Below are 13,630 nucleotides of genomic sequence, written 5' to 3' on the forward strand. Positions count from 1 at the left end.
CAAGACCGCTTCTGCTGTTCGATTCATTCCGTTCACTGCTGGTAGCTTCAACGACGGGTGAAGGTCAGATAGGCTGCACGGCGTCCTTCGCGAAAAGCCTTTGCCTCATAGCGCGTGCCAGGCCAGCCTTCATAGGCGTCGTTCCAGTCGGACGGGCCTTCTGCCTGCCAGTCGAATGCAGGATGACGGCGACAATGCTGGAGCGTCCAGTTGACATAATGTTCAATGTCGGAAGCAAACCGGAATTTCGCGCCGGGTTTCAGGACACGGGCGAAGCGGTCGAGATTGGCATCGCTGACAAAACGGCGCTTCCAGTGGCGACGCTTGTGCCATGGGTCGGGATAGAAGAGATCGATACCCGACAAGGAGGCGTCGGGCAGCCAGTCCAGAACCGCCGTCGCATCCTCGTCGTAGAGACGCAGGTTCGATCGAGGTTCGCCATCCAATGCCGCCAGCATCTTGGCCATGCCGTTGATGAAAGGCTCGACGCCAATGAAACCCGTTTGCGGATAACGGCCTGTCTCATGGTGCAGGTGCTCACCGCCGCCAAAACCGATTTCCAGACGAACTGCATCGACCTTCGCTTCAAAGAGCGTGCGCAGATCCTGTGGCGCCGGGCTTTCGACGTTGACCTTGAGGCGCGGCAGAAGATCCTCGAACAGGTTCTTCTGGTGGCTTCGCAATGGCTTGCCGTGGCGACGGCCGAAGAAATTTCCGGCACCGCGCAGAGGATGAGATTCTTCGGTCATATTTTATCCGTCGGCATCATATCGGTGTTCTATTTATTCGTTTTGACGCGCATCTAGCCCGAAAACCGTTTCACACTTTTCGGGATGCGCTCCAATAACAGAAGAGCGCGATCCAAGACCGCGCTCCTCGAAAATCGTCGGGACACATAACGCCAAGCGGCTTGCGATGCAACTTTCCGCCAGGAAAGTTACGCTACCGCGGCTTTCAGAGCCTTGGTCAGGTCCGTCTTCTCCCAGGAGAAAGAACCGTCACGGCCCGGCTTGCGGCCGAAATGACCGTAAGACGAGGTCTTGGCATAGATCGGCTTGTTGAGGTCGAGATGCTTGCGGATACCGGTCGGCGACAGGTCCATGACCTCGCGAAGCGCTTCCTCAACCGCAGATTCGGCTACCTTGCCCGTGCCATGCAGATCGACATAGACCGAAAGCGGCTGTGCCACACCGATGGCATAGGAAAGCTGGATCGTGCAGCGGTCGGCAAGACCGGCAGCAACGACGTTCTTGGCGAGATAGCGCGCGGCATAGGCGGCAGAGCGATCCACCTTGGTCGTGTCCTTGCCCGAAAATGCACCGCCGCCATGCGGAGCGGCGCCGCCATAGGTATCCACGATGATCTTGCGGCCAGTCAGACCAGCATCGCCGTCCGGTCCGCCGATGACGAACTTGCCGGTCGGATTGATGTACCAGTTGCAAGTGGCTGCGATCGGAAGCTCGCCGAGCGCATCACGGATATAGGGTTCGACAACCGAACGAACCTTTTTCGAATCCCAGCTTGCATCCAGATGCTGCGTGGACAGAACGATCTGCGTGACCTCAGCGGCCTTGCCATTCTCGTAGCGCACTGTGACCTGGCTCTTGGCGTCGGGGCCGAGTTTGCCTGCGTCGCCTTCGCCCTTGTGACGGGCTTCGGAGAGCTTTTCGAGAATCTTGTGCGAATAATAGATCGGGGCCGGCATGAGGTCGGGGGTTTCGCGGCAGGCATAACCGAACATGATGCCCTGATCGCCTGCACCTTCTTCGCCCTGACGATCGGCGGCGTTGTCCACGCCTTGCGCGATATCGGCGGACTGCGGATGCAGAAGCACGTCGATCTTCACCGTCTTCCAGTTGAAACCGTTCTGCTCGTAACCGATTTCCCGGATCGCCTTGCGGGCTGCCGAGCGGAAACGCGAAGGATTAATCAGCGGATGCCCTGCAGCATCATGGGCGACAGTGCCGTCCTTATTCTTCTTCAGGAACGTATCCGGCACGCGCACTTCGCCGGCAATGACCACCCGATTGGTGGTGGCAAGCGTTTCGCAGGCAACACGGACAGACCAGGGATCCACGCCGGTGCGGCGCGCTTCCTTATAGATCATGTCCACGATTTCATCGGAGATGCGGTCGCAAACCTTGTCCGGATGTCCTTCGGACACAGATTCGCTGGTGAAGAGATAAGAACTGCGCGACACGGGTAACCCCTCTTGAAAATCCAACGGAGAATATCTCCGCCATGGAAACACAGTAGCGCCCGGAACAGGCTTTCAGCGTTCCGGGCACGGTAATGTGTTAGCGAAGTTGGGATTAAACCGTCAATGCATATTCTTGTTGCGACAGCGCATCAGCGGGAAAATTCATTCCGGATGGCATTTTCTGCCTGTTCAGGCACTGTAAATCGCAAAAACCGGCGGGACATGTCCATGTCCCGCGCTTACTGCACTTTTCGAGATATGAAATCAGTCAGCGTCTGCAGCGAGCGACTTCACGAGATCGATGATCTTGCGGCGCACTTTCGGATCTGAAATTTTCGTGAAGGCGCGGGTCAGCTGAACACCTTCGTTGGAATTCAGGAAATCGACCACATAGGTTGCTTCATTGTCTTCCGCAAAACCGGCCTGGTTCGAAGAACCTGGTGCGTCTTCAAAAAAGAAGGAAACCGGGACATTGAGAATTGCCGAGATCGCCTGAAGGCGGCTTGCACCGACGCGGTTGGTGCCTTTCTCGTATTTCTGGATCTGCTGAAACGTAATTCCAAGGCTTTCGCCAAGTTTTTCCTGACTGAGGCCCAGCATGTTACGGCGAAGACGGATGCGGCTGCCGACATGCACGTCAATTGGGTTGGGCTTCTTTTTATTCTCAATCATACAACTGTCACTCCTCGCAGCTGCGAGCTTCCATTCATGCTCTGTTCATCTGAACAGCGATAACAATAAGTTTTGGGAGGTAGTCTGACGATTTTCCGCAAAAACCGTCGCCGCCGCGCCATAACATCGTAACAATATTAGTCTGTCAATGAAAACGCCTGCCGATTGGCAGTCGGAAAGCCATGCTCAACACGAGTAAGGTTAACAGCGCTACCAGAGATTGTCGTGAGCCATGTGGCGTGCCCCAAAATGGTGCACGAGATGACGGTAGGTAAGCGTCAACGACCCCGACAGCGTCATGTGCAAGTCCGTCGGTGATTCGACCATAAGCATCAACGACAGCTGAAAGACCATTGTTAGCTGCACGAATGAGGGGGAGCCCTTGCTCCACCGCGCGAACCTGTGCCTGGCGAAAATGCTGGTACGGACCCGGCGTATCGCCATACCATGCGTCGTTTGTCACATTGATGATGGCGCTGGCTTTTTGGCCCGTATATCCAAGCTCATCCGGAAAAATGGCTTCGTAACAGATCAGTGGCAGAAAGGTCTGGCCGTCTTTGACGTTCAGCGCCCGACGCGACGCACCGGCGGTAAATCCGCCCGGCATCTCCACCACTTCCTGAAGTCCAAGCCTGCGCAAAAAACTCTCATAGGGAAGATACTCGCCAAAGGGGACGAGGTGCACCTTGTCGGCGGCATCGACAATCACACCACGATCATCAATCGTATAAATTGAATTATAATAGCGCGGTTCACCGCCCCCTGATGCCTTCTCTTCACGAACGGCACCGGTGAGCAGCATCTGCCCGTCCTGTAGAACCTCGCCGATGCGGGACAGAGCCTCGGGCGTCGAGGTGAGAATATAGGGAACAGCCGTTTCCGGCCAAATGACCACATCGGGTTTCGGCTTGCCTTCCGCTGGCACTTCGCCCGTCAGCGACACCAGCTTGTCGAAGATAGACCGGCGCTCCGCATTATCCCACTTCATGGTCTGGGCGATAGACGGCTGTACGATGCGAACCGCGAGCGCTCCTTTTTCTTCACCGATTGCCGGCGCTTTTGAAAGCGTCCAGGCACCGAATCCGACATGCGCTGCCACCAGCAACAAGGCGAGAACAATGCCTGTCTTGGCAAACCGCCCACCAATCAGCAGAGCCGGTGCGGCAAAGACAAAGACGGCCAATGCGCTCATCCCGATCAGACCGAGCACGGCAACCGATTGCATCAGCAGCGGCGTCGGCATGATGGCATAGCCGATCGCATTCCACGGAAAACCGGTGAACAGGAAAAGACGCAGCCATTCCGCCAGCGCAAAGCCAAACGCTAGCGCGAAGATACGCCCCAAGCCGTCCGACCAGAAGATGCGCGCAACCATGGCTGCAAATGCATAGAATAGAGCCAGAAATGCAGGGAGGCCCAGAACAGCCAGCGGCAAGGCCCAGGCGAACTGGTCCGCATCAACCAGCAGCGCCGTTCCAATCCACCACAGTCCGGAAACGAAATAGCCAAACCCGAACCACCAGCCAACCATGGCCGCTGGCAACAGACGGCGAATCAGGCCGGCATTCGCTTTCGCAATGGCCCCGTCAATCAACCAGACCAAAATGGGGAAAGAAACGAAACCCGCCACAAAACCATCGAAGGGCGGCTGGGTCAGCGTGGCGAAGGCACCGCTCAGGAAAGCGGCCAACGCTCGACGCCAGCCGCTCGAAAGAATGATTTTCCCCGCCAGCCTTTCGATCATCAGGCCTCTTTGGGAGCGTCGGTTATGGTTTCAGCCTCTATAGGCTGGTCACCCGGCTTGGCGGACACGACAGCACGCTGCTGGCGACGGCGATCAGCCGCGGAAAGCGGCACAATACGCACTTTCTTCACCCGGCGCGGATCGACTTCCAGCACATGGAATTCATAGCCCGGAATAGCCTGCACCACTTCACCGCGAACCGGAATACGCCCCAGGACCGAAAAGATGAGGCCGCCGACCGTGTCGACATCCTCGCCATGTTCGCCGACTTCGAAGGATGGGCCGATTTTCGCGGCGAGCTCTTCCAGATCGGCGCGCGCATCGACAACGAACACGCCATCGGCTTCTTCGGCGATCATGATTTCTTCGTCGTCATGCTCGTCTTCGATATCACCGACAACCATTTCGACAATGTCTTCCAGTGAAACCAGACCGTCGGTACCGCCATATTCATCAATGACCAGCGCCATCTGGATATGGGTCGCCTGCATGCGCGCCATCAATCCGCTTGCCATCATGGATGGCGGCACAAACAGAACCTTGCGCATGAGATTGAGTTCACCGATCGTCTTGGTGAGATCGATCCGGCTCATGTCGAATTTGGCGGCCTTGTCTTCGGCCGTCGCCTTGCTGCGCGCGCTGCTACGGCGCGTGGTCTTCTGGCGGGCCTGCTTGGTGATGTAATTGAGAACATCACGGATGTGGATCATACCGCGCGGATCGTCCAGCGTCTCGGCATAGACCGGCATACGCGAATGGCCGGATTTTTCGAAAAGCTCCAGCACTTCCCAGAGCGGTGTGGAAATTTCCACTGCCTCGACATCGGCGCGCGGGATCATCACGTCTTCGACGCGAATCTCGCGCAGGCGAAGGATGTTATGCAGCATCGCCTTTTCTTCAGGCGAGAATGCTGAATCCTGTTCGCTTGCCGTGCTGGAAAGGGCATCGGCCAGATCTTCGCGCAGGGAAGATGATTGGCGCGAGCGCATGAACGGGAAAATATTAGACAAGAGGGAACGCTTCTCGGCCACTACGGGCCGCTGCGTACTTTGCCCTTCGGCGTCTTGAGTCTCGCTGCGATTTTCGCCAGCGGACGGGGGGTGCGATGTTTGATCAGCCATGGTCAATCGTTGTTAAGGTCTTATTCGGATACAGCATAAGGGTCGGGGATGGCAAGAGCATGAAGGATTTCACGCTCGCGCCCCTCCATAACCTCCGCTTCCGCATCGGTTTCATGATCGTAACCCAAAAGGTGCAAAAAGCCATGCACGACGAGGTGAGCGAGATGGTTTTCGAGCGGTTTGCCCTCTTCACGGGCCTCACGCTCGACAGTTTCGCGCGCGATGATGATGTCGCCCAGCATCGGGCCCGGCTGCGCCCCGGCCTTGACCGGAAACGCCGGAAACGACAACACATTGGTCGGCTTGTCCTTGCCGCGCCATTCTGCATTCAGGGTCTGGATCAAGGCATCGTCGGCGAAGACAACACTCAGCTCGCTTGCCGCGCTTTTCAGGCCAAGATTGGCCCAGGCGGCCTCGACCGACTTTCTGACGAGCCCTTCAAGGGCGGTTTCATCCGGCCAGTTGCCAGCTTCAACCATGATATCGATATGGATCGCGTTATTTGACACGTTCTGCGGCGGCTCTCCGTGCTGGCTAGCCGCATCATCCTTTCAGTTACAGGAAAGCTGCCTGCCAAGAGCGGTTCCCACTTTTGGGGACACGTTCGAAAAGGCAGACAGCTTTTCTTAAATCGTGATTCCAATAGGCAATTGCAAGATCATTCCGAACGCGCGTGCTGTTTGCCGTCGCGGTCGTAAGCTCCGACGATTGCCGCCACCAGCGGATGACGAACAACGTCTTTCTCCGTAAAGCGCACCTTGATGACGCCTTCGACATCGTCCAGCACGCGAAGCGCTTCAACGAGACCTGATTTCTGGCCCGGCGGAAGATCGATCTGGCTCGGGTCGCCATTGACCATCATGCGCGACCCCTCGCCCAAGCGGGTCAGGAACATCTTCATCTGCATGGACGTCGTGTTCTGCGCCTCATCAAGGATGACCGCAGAATGCGCCAGAGTACGCCCGCGCATGAAGGCAAGCGGCGCGATTTCGATCACACCTGCCGTAATGGCACGCTCAACCTTTTCGGCAGGCATCATGTCGTAAAGCGCATCGTAAAGCGGGCGCAAATAGGGATCGACCTTTTCCTTCATATCGCCCGGCAGGAAGCCCAGTCGTTCGCCGGCCTCGACAGCCGGACGTGACAGGATGATGCGCTCCACCAGACCGCGTTCCAGCAGCATCGCCGCATGGGCGACGGCAAGATAGGTCTTGCCGGTACCTGCGGGGCCGACGCCGAACACCAGCTCCGACCGGTCGAGCGCACGCATATAGGCATCCTGCGTCGGCGTGCGGGCAAAGATGGTCTTTTTGCGCGTGGAAATCTGGGCAGCAGAGAGCTTGCCCTTGTTTTCCATGGTCGGCAGCGTCAGCTGGTCGTCCGCAGCGATTGCCATGCGCAAGGCGCCGTCGACATCCGACGTCGTCAGCTCATGGCCTTTCTGCAGCGATTCATAAAGATGATCGAGTGCACGCCGCGCCTGCTCGGTTGCGGTCGGCTCCCCCCGGATCGAAAGCTGGTTTCCCTTGGAGCGGACATCCACGCCAAGCTTCTGTTCGATACGGGCCAGATTTTCATCGAACTGACCGTAAAGCGCGATGGCAAGACGGTTATTGTCGAAAGTGAGCACGATGTGGGCCATATCCGAGGCCCCGGTCGTCGGGCTTTTTTGCGTTTGATTGGTTGGCTTGGCAGACTTCAGCTTTTCCGTAGCGCTCAACCGTATCTCCTTAAAGCACAATCCTGAAAAGTTGCGACTTTTCAGACCAGATTATGCGTGAACGCAAACCGTTCACGCATTGCAATCGAAGTCTCGACAGGATTACCGGCAAGCGACTCAATACGCCGAAATTTTCTGCCTCGACATCATCATGCCTTCAGGCCAGTTTTTGCGCAATAAGGCTATTGGTCCCTGTGGATGTGATTTTCACATGAATGATGTCGCCGACCCGGTCATTGCTGTCATCGATGATGACAGGCAGGAGCCATGGCGAACGGCCCACCATCTGGCCTGCGACACGACCCGGCTTTTCAAGCAGCACATCCATCTCGCGACCGATCATGGAATCCTGAAATGCATATTGCTGTTCGGACAGGAGAGCCTGAAGGCGCTGAAGACGCTCATCCTTGACCGCTTCCTCGACATGATCGTCGAGATCGGCACCCGGCGTGCCGGGGCGAGGCGAATATTTGAACGAATAGGCCTGCGCGTAGTTGACCGCGCGCACCAGCTGCATCGTGTCTTCGAAGTCCTGATCGGTTTCACCGGGGAAGCCGACGATAAAATCGCCCGACAGCGCCAGATCCGGCCTCACTTCGCGGATGCGTTCGATCAGACGCACATATTCATCCGCCTTGTGACGACGGTTCATCGCCTTGAGAATGCGGTCAGAACCGGATTGTACCGGCAGATGCAGATAGGGCATCAGCTGGCGCAGATCACGGTGGGCGGCAATCAGGCTGTCGTCCATGTCGCGCGGATGGCTGGTCGTATAACGAAGCCGGGCAATGCCCGGAATGCGCGCCAGGCGAAACAGGAGTTCGCCCAAGCCCCATTCGCGACCATCATCACCAGCGCCGTGCCAGGCATTGACGTTCTGGCCAAGCAGGGTGAGTTCACGCACGCCGCTGTCGGCAAGGCGCTCGGCCTCTGCCACGATCTGCTTCACGCTGCGCGAAACTTCCGAGCCGCGTGTATAGGGAACCACGCAGAAGGTACAGAACTTGTCGCAGCCTTCCTGCACAGTGAGGAAGGCAGAAACACCGCGCTTGCGGGTTTCCTCGCGCTTGGGAGACGGCAGGTGTTCGAATTTATCTTCGAGAGCGTATTCGGTCTCAACCACCTTTTCGCCGCTGCGGACCCGCGCAAGCGCATTGGGCAGGCGATGATAGGTCTGCGGACCGATGACGAGATCGACATTCGGCGCCCGGCGCAGGATTTCCTGCCCTTCGGCCTGCGCCACGCAGCCCGCAACACCGATGGTCAGTTCCTTGCCATTCGCTTCACGCGCATCCTTCATCTTGCGCAGACGGCCAAGCGCGGAATAGAGCTTTTCCGACGCTTTTTCGCGAATGTGGCACGTATTGAGCAGAACCAGATCGGCATCGTCCGGCGTATCGGTCGCAACATAGCCTTCCGCTGCAAGGCTGTCGGCCATGCGCTGGCTATCGTAGACGTTCATCTGGCAGCCATAGGTTTTCACGAAAACCTTGCGCACATTGGGGCGCTCTGCCGTGGGCTCGAGATCGGTAATATTGTCGCTCATGCGCGGCTATCTACAGCTTTTGTGACCATTTTGAAAGGTGACAATCTGAACACTTGGCTGAACACCCGATGGAGCAGTTGTCACTCTTCGGGAATCTCGCGCCCCAGCAACGCACTTTGCAAGAGCGAGCGCACACGGTTTTCCATTGTGCGAGCCAGCGCCTTGCGGTCTGTCTTGGCCGTTACGACGACCGGCTCGCCAAAACGCACTTCAACGTCGATAGCACCTTCACGCAAGATACCTTTCAGGTGCGGCATCAGCTCGACGTCGCCCGGCCATGATGCGATCGGGCGGAAATAACGGCCCATGGCCATGCCATGCACGCCCGTGTAGGCAATGGCAACCGGCTGAACCACGACTTCGGGTACATTGGCTTCCTTGATCGCGGCATGCGCGGCACCAAAAAGCGCGGTCTTGAACGGCAGGACGCGATTACCATCCGAGGTCGTGCCTTCCGCAAACAGCACCATAGCGTCGTCGGTTACCAGACGCCTTGCGATTTCGGATGTCTGTTCACCCGTTTTGCCCCGCCGTTCCCGCTCCACGAAAACGGTGCGCTGCAAAACGGCGAACATACCGAAAACAGGCCACTTCCTGACTTCCGACTTGGCGATGAAGGAGACCTGACCGACCGTCGACAGAACAATAATATCGCTCCACGAAGTATGGTTGGCGACGAGTAACAAAGGTCGGCCCTCGTGCATCTGGCCGACGGTCTTGATGCGAAAACCGAACAGGCGTGCAGCAATACGATGGAAAAAGGTCGGCAGACGCCGCTTCCAGTTGTTCTTCAGCTTAAGCAACAGATACTGAACTGGAATAAGCGACAGGCTCAATGCGACCATTGCCGCGACGACGAGAAAGATGCGGATTGCTCCGATCATCGTGGCCCTGCCGGAGTACGGCTCAGGTCGCGGCGCAATATCAGCGCAGCCGAACGCCCATTGGCGGTTTCATAATAAGCGGGTCTGTCGCCAACCTTTTGGAAGCCGAGACGGCGATAAAGCGTCTGGGCGGCAACATTGGCCTCATCCACTTCCAGAAAAAGCGTTTCAGCGCGCTCCTGATAGAGATGGCGCAACACGGCATCCATCAGCGCGCGCCCGACGCCCTGGCGTTGCACATCACGCGCGACGGCGATCGTCAGGATTTCCGCCTCACCTGCCACCAGACGAGCCAGCACGAAACCACAGGCATCGTTCGGTTTGCCTTCCGCACGGGCAACAAAACCGAAAACCGTATCCTGTGCGATCAGCGATCTGAAATCGTCGGAACTCCAGCCGTGATGGAAAGCGACTGCATGAATACGCTGAATCGCATGACTGTCCTGTACGCCAAGCGGCTCCACCGAGATTTGTCTGCGACCGAAACGCCCAAACGGCAAGCCCATCATCGGCTATTCTCCGGTAGCCTTGCGCGGCAGCGCAAACCCGACCTGCGGCTTCGCATCAGGCCCACGCATGTAAAGCGGCTTCGGCGCATCGCCCGGCTGGCGCAAGCTTGCCAGACGCGCATAGATACCGATTTTCGCGGTTGGCTCTATCGGGCCCAACTCGAAACGGCCACCAAGCACGTCATTGATCGCAGCGGCTGCAGAACCCGCAAGAACAGTATTTTCCGCTTGAGAAACAGCAAGAGCCTCCGCTCCCTCTCGCGACAGAACCAGCGGCTTCGCGCCCGGCAACCCTTTTGCATCGAATGATTGCGCATAAATCTCGCCACGATGCGCGTCGAGGAGAACCAGAATTGGCTTTTCCGGGGACAGTATCTGTGTTTCCGCAGCCAACGCTTCGAACGCCGTTATGCCGATGGCAGGAACGTCGAGCGCCAATGCAAAGCCACGTGCTGCCGAGACACCGATACGAACGCCGGTAAACGATCCCGGTCCGATATTGACCGCTACCCGATCCATATCGCGGAGCGACAGTTTCGCCTCAGTCACAGCACGTTCGATATAGTCCATCAATACTTCCGCATGTCCCTTGCCGATGTTTTCGCTCACATCGGCAAGCACGACATCGCCGTCGGCATTGTAGACAGCAACGGAACACCACGAAGCGGCAGTATCAAGCGCAAGTATCTTCATGCGCAACCGGGTAAATCAGATTTTACCTCGCGACAAGCCAAGTCTTGTCCAAAGGCTGGATCAGTTTCGTTTTTTAGCCCTTCTCGCGGAACAAAACTTGGCGATATGCGTTTGAAAACCGGGTGCGGCAACGTTTTTGCTTTGTCCTGACGGCGACAAGGCCCATTCAGCAATCGAGCCTTACAATGATCTGGCGGGTTCATTTGCGTTTGGAACACCCACCCGTGACGATGAGCGACATCTCCCAGCCGCTCCAAGCCGGATCGAACAACAGGATATGAGGATAAAATGTCCAAGAAGTCGATGCATGCAACCCGCAACGATCTTCCTTCCAATACGAAGACGACAATGATCGCGCTGCTCAACGAAAATCTAGCCGCGACAATCGATCTTGCCCTCATCACCAAGCAGGCACACTGGAACCTCAAGGGACCGCAGTTCATCGCCGTTCATGAAATGCTCGATGGTTTCCGCGCCGATCTTGATGAACATGTCGACACGATTGCGGAGCGTGCCGTGCAGATCGGCGGAACGGCCTATGGCACTACGCAGGTCGTGGCCAAGGAAAGCAAGCTCAAGCCTTATCCGACCGACATCTATGCCGTTCACGATCATCTGCTTGCACTGATCGAGCGTTATGGCGACGTTGCCAATCTTCTGCGCAAGTCGATCAAGGATGCGGATGATGCAGGTGACGACGATACGGCGGATATTTTTACCGCCGCTTCCCGTGGTCTCGACAAGGCATTGTGGTTCCTTGAGGCCCACGTTCAGGAAAAGAACTGACCTCGCAGATGCAATGAAAAGGCCGGGAACTCCCGGCCTTTTCTATTCGCGATAATCAGTTGGCCCATTCGCCGCTGCGCATCACTGGCTCTCGGGTTCCATCCGCATTGATGCCATCAACGTCGATCTGGCCGGAACCAATCATCCAGTCGATATGGATGAGACTCGAATTGCCACCCTGCGCCTTGATCTGTTCCGGTGTCAGTTTTGCGCCGTCGATAAAGCACTTGGAATAGCACTGGCCAAGCGCGATGTGGCTTGCGGCATTTTCATCGAACAACGTGTTGTAGAACAAAAGCCCGCTCTGCGAGATCGGCGAGGAATGCGGCACCAGTGCCACCTCACCCAGATGACGGGCACCTTCATCCGTATCCAGCACCTTGTTGAGCACTTCTTCACCGCGGCTTGCCTTCGCCTCGACAATTCGTCCACCTTCAAAGCGAACCGCGATATCCTCGATCAATGTGCCCTGATGCGACAGAGGCTTGGTGCTCGTCACATAGCCCTCGACCCGTAGTGCATGAGGTGTGGTGAACACTTCTTCCGTCGGAATGTTCGGATTGCAGGTAATCCCATTCTTCGCCGTAGACGCGCCGCCGTGCCATTCATGACCGTCGGCAAGTCCGACCGTCAGATCGGTGTTCGGACCTTTGAAATGCAGGGCGCTATAAGCCTTGCCGTTCAGGAAGCGGGTGCGGGTGCGAAGCGCTGCATTGTGTGCCGCCCATGCGCCGACCGGATCATCGACATCGACGCGCGAAGCCGCGAAGATCGCATCGGCCAGCTTGCGGGTCGCGATGTCCGCCGGTTCGTTCGGAAACATAAGCTTCGCCCATGCCGGATTGGGATAGGAGACAATGTTCCAGTTGATGTCGAAACCGGCAATCTTTTCGAGAGCCGGCTGATAAGCTTTCGAGTTGGCCCGGTTGGCGCGTGAAACCTTGGCCGGGTCCTGGCTGGAGAGCAGCATCGGATTATCAGCTGCAATGGCCAAACGGGCAGCGCCATCCGAATAGGCCTTCGCCATTCCCTCATAGAGCCAGCTCGCCGCACGATCGAAACTTGCGTCGGATGCGTTCTCGTAACGCGCAAGCGCCATTTCGTCATCCGCGAAGAATGGTGTTACCAGTCCGGCTCCAGCCTTGTAAGCATGCTTGGCGATAAGGCGAACCAGCGGCAAGGCCACGACCGGCGCGGTAATGACGAGATCCTGCCCCTCGCGCAATTGCAGACCAACGCGAACGGCGACTTCCGCGAGACGTTCGAGTTTCACCGGATCGATGACTGGGTTCAGCTGTTCATGAGCCATGGGTGGAAGACCTTTTTGGATATGGAATCACCGACAGTTTATCAGACGGCATAATTTCACCACCTTTTTTCCTGCCTTTGCAGTATAGTAATTCTGCAGTCAGTTGCAGGAGAAAGCAGACAGTAATGAATAAGAAAATGCTTATTTTGCTGGGCGTTATCGGCCTTCTGGCGGGCTGCGTGACCATGACACCTGAACAACGTCGTGCGGCCGACGAACAGACCTGCCGCAGCTATGGCTTCAAGGCCAAAACTGACGCTTTCGCCAACTGTCTCATGCGACTGGACCTCGATCGCAGAGCTGACCGGCGTGCCTGGCAGGATCAGGTCGATTTCTACGACACTCCGATGGTGATCTATCGCCCGATCTATCGCTGAAACTTTCGCCGGAAAGCGACGACAATCAGCCAGAAAAATCAAAACGCCGGTCAGGTAGAACCAGACCGG

Annotated in this window: 14 protein-coding genes; 2 read left to right on the forward strand and 12 right to left on the reverse strand. The window is 57.0% G+C overall.

All coding sequences use genetic code 11. The features are described from left to right. Nucleotides 1–47: 47 nt before the first annotated feature. The 11 genes from trmB to tsaB form a co-directional block, all read right to left on the reverse strand. Complete coding sequence (gene trmB, locus AC1RHM_RS18270) at nucleotides 48–749, reverse strand: tRNA (guanine(46)-N(7))-methyltransferase TrmB (protein WP_010657771.1); 702 nt, start codon at nucleotides 747–749, stop codon at nucleotides 48–50. Nucleotides 750–937: 188 nt separating this feature from the next. After that, a complete protein-coding gene (metK, locus tag AC1RHM_RS18275) occupies nucleotides 938–2,200 on the reverse strand; it encodes a methionine adenosyltransferase (protein ID WP_010657770.1) in 1,263 nt (420 codons plus the stop codon). Nucleotides 2,201–2,464: 264 nt separating this feature from the next. Next, nucleotides 2,465–2,872: a helix-turn-helix domain-containing protein gene (locus AC1RHM_RS18280; RefSeq protein WP_010657769.1), complete on the reverse strand. Its 408-nt coding sequence runs from the start codon at nucleotides 2,870–2,872 to the stop codon at nucleotides 2,465–2,467. A gap of 145 nt (nucleotides 2,873–3,017) precedes the next feature. Next, entirely contained in the window at nucleotides 3,018–4,616 is a 1,599-nt protein-coding gene (gene lnt, locus AC1RHM_RS18285) for an apolipoprotein N-acyltransferase (RefSeq protein ID WP_010657768.1), read from the reverse strand. Then, nucleotides 4,616–5,737, reverse strand: coding sequence for a hemolysin family protein (locus AC1RHM_RS18290; RefSeq protein ID WP_029375823.1), 1,122 nt, complete (start codon nucleotides 5,735–5,737; stop codon nucleotides 4,616–4,618). The genes lnt and AC1RHM_RS18290 overlap by 1 nt, the downstream gene beginning before the upstream one ends. Before the next feature lie 20 nt (nucleotides 5,738–5,757). Continuing rightward, nucleotides 5,758–6,246 carry an rRNA maturation RNase YbeY gene (gene ybeY / locus AC1RHM_RS18295; protein ID WP_010657766.1) on the reverse strand — a complete coding sequence of 163 codons (489 nt, stop codon included), beginning with the start codon at nucleotides 6,244–6,246 and terminating at the stop codon, nucleotides 5,758–5,760. Nucleotides 6,247–6,395: 149 nt separating this feature from the next. After that, nucleotides 6,396–7,457 (reverse strand): PhoH family protein, encoded by a 1,062-nt coding sequence (locus AC1RHM_RS18300; protein ID WP_029375821.1) that lies wholly within the window; start codon nucleotides 7,455–7,457, stop codon nucleotides 6,396–6,398. Nucleotides 7,458–7,614: 157 nt separating this feature from the next. Next, entirely contained in the window at nucleotides 7,615–9,003 is a 1,389-nt protein-coding gene (gene miaB / locus AC1RHM_RS18305) for a tRNA (N6-isopentenyl adenosine(37)-C2)-methylthiotransferase MiaB (RefSeq protein WP_010657764.1), read from the reverse strand. An 80-nt stretch (nucleotides 9,004–9,083) separates the two neighbouring features. Next, nucleotides 9,084–9,887 carry a lyso-ornithine lipid O-acyltransferase gene (gene olsA / locus AC1RHM_RS18310; RefSeq protein WP_010657763.1) on the reverse strand — a complete coding sequence of 268 codons (804 nt, stop codon included), beginning with the start codon at nucleotides 9,885–9,887 and terminating at the stop codon, nucleotides 9,084–9,086. Further along, on the reverse strand, nucleotides 9,884–10,396 hold the full coding sequence (gene rimI / locus AC1RHM_RS18315; RefSeq protein WP_010657762.1) for a ribosomal protein S18-alanine N-acetyltransferase: 513 nt from the start codon (nucleotides 10,394–10,396) through the stop codon (nucleotides 9,884–9,886). The genes olsA and rimI overlap by 4 nt, the downstream gene beginning before the upstream one ends. Before the next feature lie 3 nt (nucleotides 10,397–10,399). Continuing rightward, complete coding sequence (tsaB, locus tag AC1RHM_RS18320; protein WP_010657761.1) at nucleotides 10,400–11,089, reverse strand: tRNA (adenosine(37)-N6)-threonylcarbamoyltransferase complex dimerization subunit type 1 TsaB; 690 nt, start codon at nucleotides 11,087–11,089, stop codon at nucleotides 10,400–10,402. Nucleotides 11,090–11,377: 288 nt separating this feature from the next. On the opposite strand from tsaB, the gene dps reads away from it, so the two are divergent. After that, nucleotides 11,378–11,875, forward strand: a complete 498-nt coding sequence (gene dps, locus AC1RHM_RS18325; protein WP_010657760.1) for a DNA starvation/stationary phase protection protein Dps — start codon at nucleotides 11,378–11,380, stop codon at nucleotides 11,873–11,875. A gap of 55 nt (nucleotides 11,876–11,930) precedes the next feature. Here dps and AC1RHM_RS18330 read toward each other — a convergent pair whose 3' ends face one another. Then, entirely contained in the window at nucleotides 11,931–13,184 is a 1,254-nt protein-coding gene (locus tag AC1RHM_RS18330; RefSeq protein ID WP_010657759.1) for an aminopeptidase, read from the reverse strand. A 125-nt stretch (nucleotides 13,185–13,309) separates the two neighbouring features. Here AC1RHM_RS18330 and AC1RHM_RS18335 point away from each other — a divergent pair, with 125 nt between their 5' ends. Beyond that, a complete protein-coding gene (locus AC1RHM_RS18335) occupies nucleotides 13,310–13,561 on the forward strand; it encodes a hypothetical protein (RefSeq protein ID WP_010657758.1) in 252 nt (83 codons plus the stop codon). The last annotated feature ends 69 nt before the right edge of the window (nucleotides 13,562–13,630 follow it).

Source organism: Brucella sp. GW823-FHT04E01 (assembly GCF_058796175.1).

Bases quoted from the DNA above. Each gene is read 5' to 3' on its own strand.
- trmB (WP_010657771.1), bottom strand. From the start codon at position 749: ATGACCGAAGAATCTCATCCTCTGCGCGGTGCCGGAAATTTCTTCGGC.
- AC1RHM_RS18280 (WP_010657769.1), bottom strand. From the start codon at position 2,872: ATGATTGAGAATAAAAAGAAGCCCAACCCAATTGACGTGCATGTCGGC.
- lnt (WP_010657768.1), bottom strand. From the start codon at position 4,616: ATGATCGAAAGGCTGGCGGGGAAAATCATTCTTTCGAGCGGCTGGCGT.
- AC1RHM_RS18290 (WP_029375823.1), bottom strand. From the start codon at position 5,737: ATGGCTGATCAAACATCGCACCCCCCGTCCGCTGGCGAAAATCGCAGC.
- miaB (WP_010657764.1), bottom strand. From the start codon at position 9,003: ATGAGCGACAATATTACCGATCTCGAGCCCACGGCAGAGCGCCCCAAT.
- olsA (WP_010657763.1), bottom strand. From the start codon at position 9,887: ATGATCGGAGCAATCCGCATCTTTCTCGTCGTCGCGGCAATGGTCGCA.
- rimI (WP_010657762.1), bottom strand. From the start codon at position 10,396: ATGATGGGCTTGCCGTTTGGGCGTTTCGGTCGCAGACAAATCTCGGTG.
- tsaB (WP_010657761.1), bottom strand. From the start codon at position 11,089: ATGAAGATACTTGCGCTTGATACTGCCGCTTCGTGGTGTTCCGTTGCT.
- dps (WP_010657760.1), top strand. From the start codon at position 11,378: ATGTCCAAGAAGTCGATGCATGCAACCCGCAACGATCTTCCTTCCAAT.
- AC1RHM_RS18330 (WP_010657759.1), bottom strand. From the start codon at position 13,184: ATGGCTCATGAACAGCTGAACCCAGTCATCGATCCGGTGAAACTCGAA.
- AC1RHM_RS18335 (WP_010657758.1), top strand. From the start codon at position 13,310: ATGAATAAGAAAATGCTTATTTTGCTGGGCGTTATCGGCCTTCTGGCG.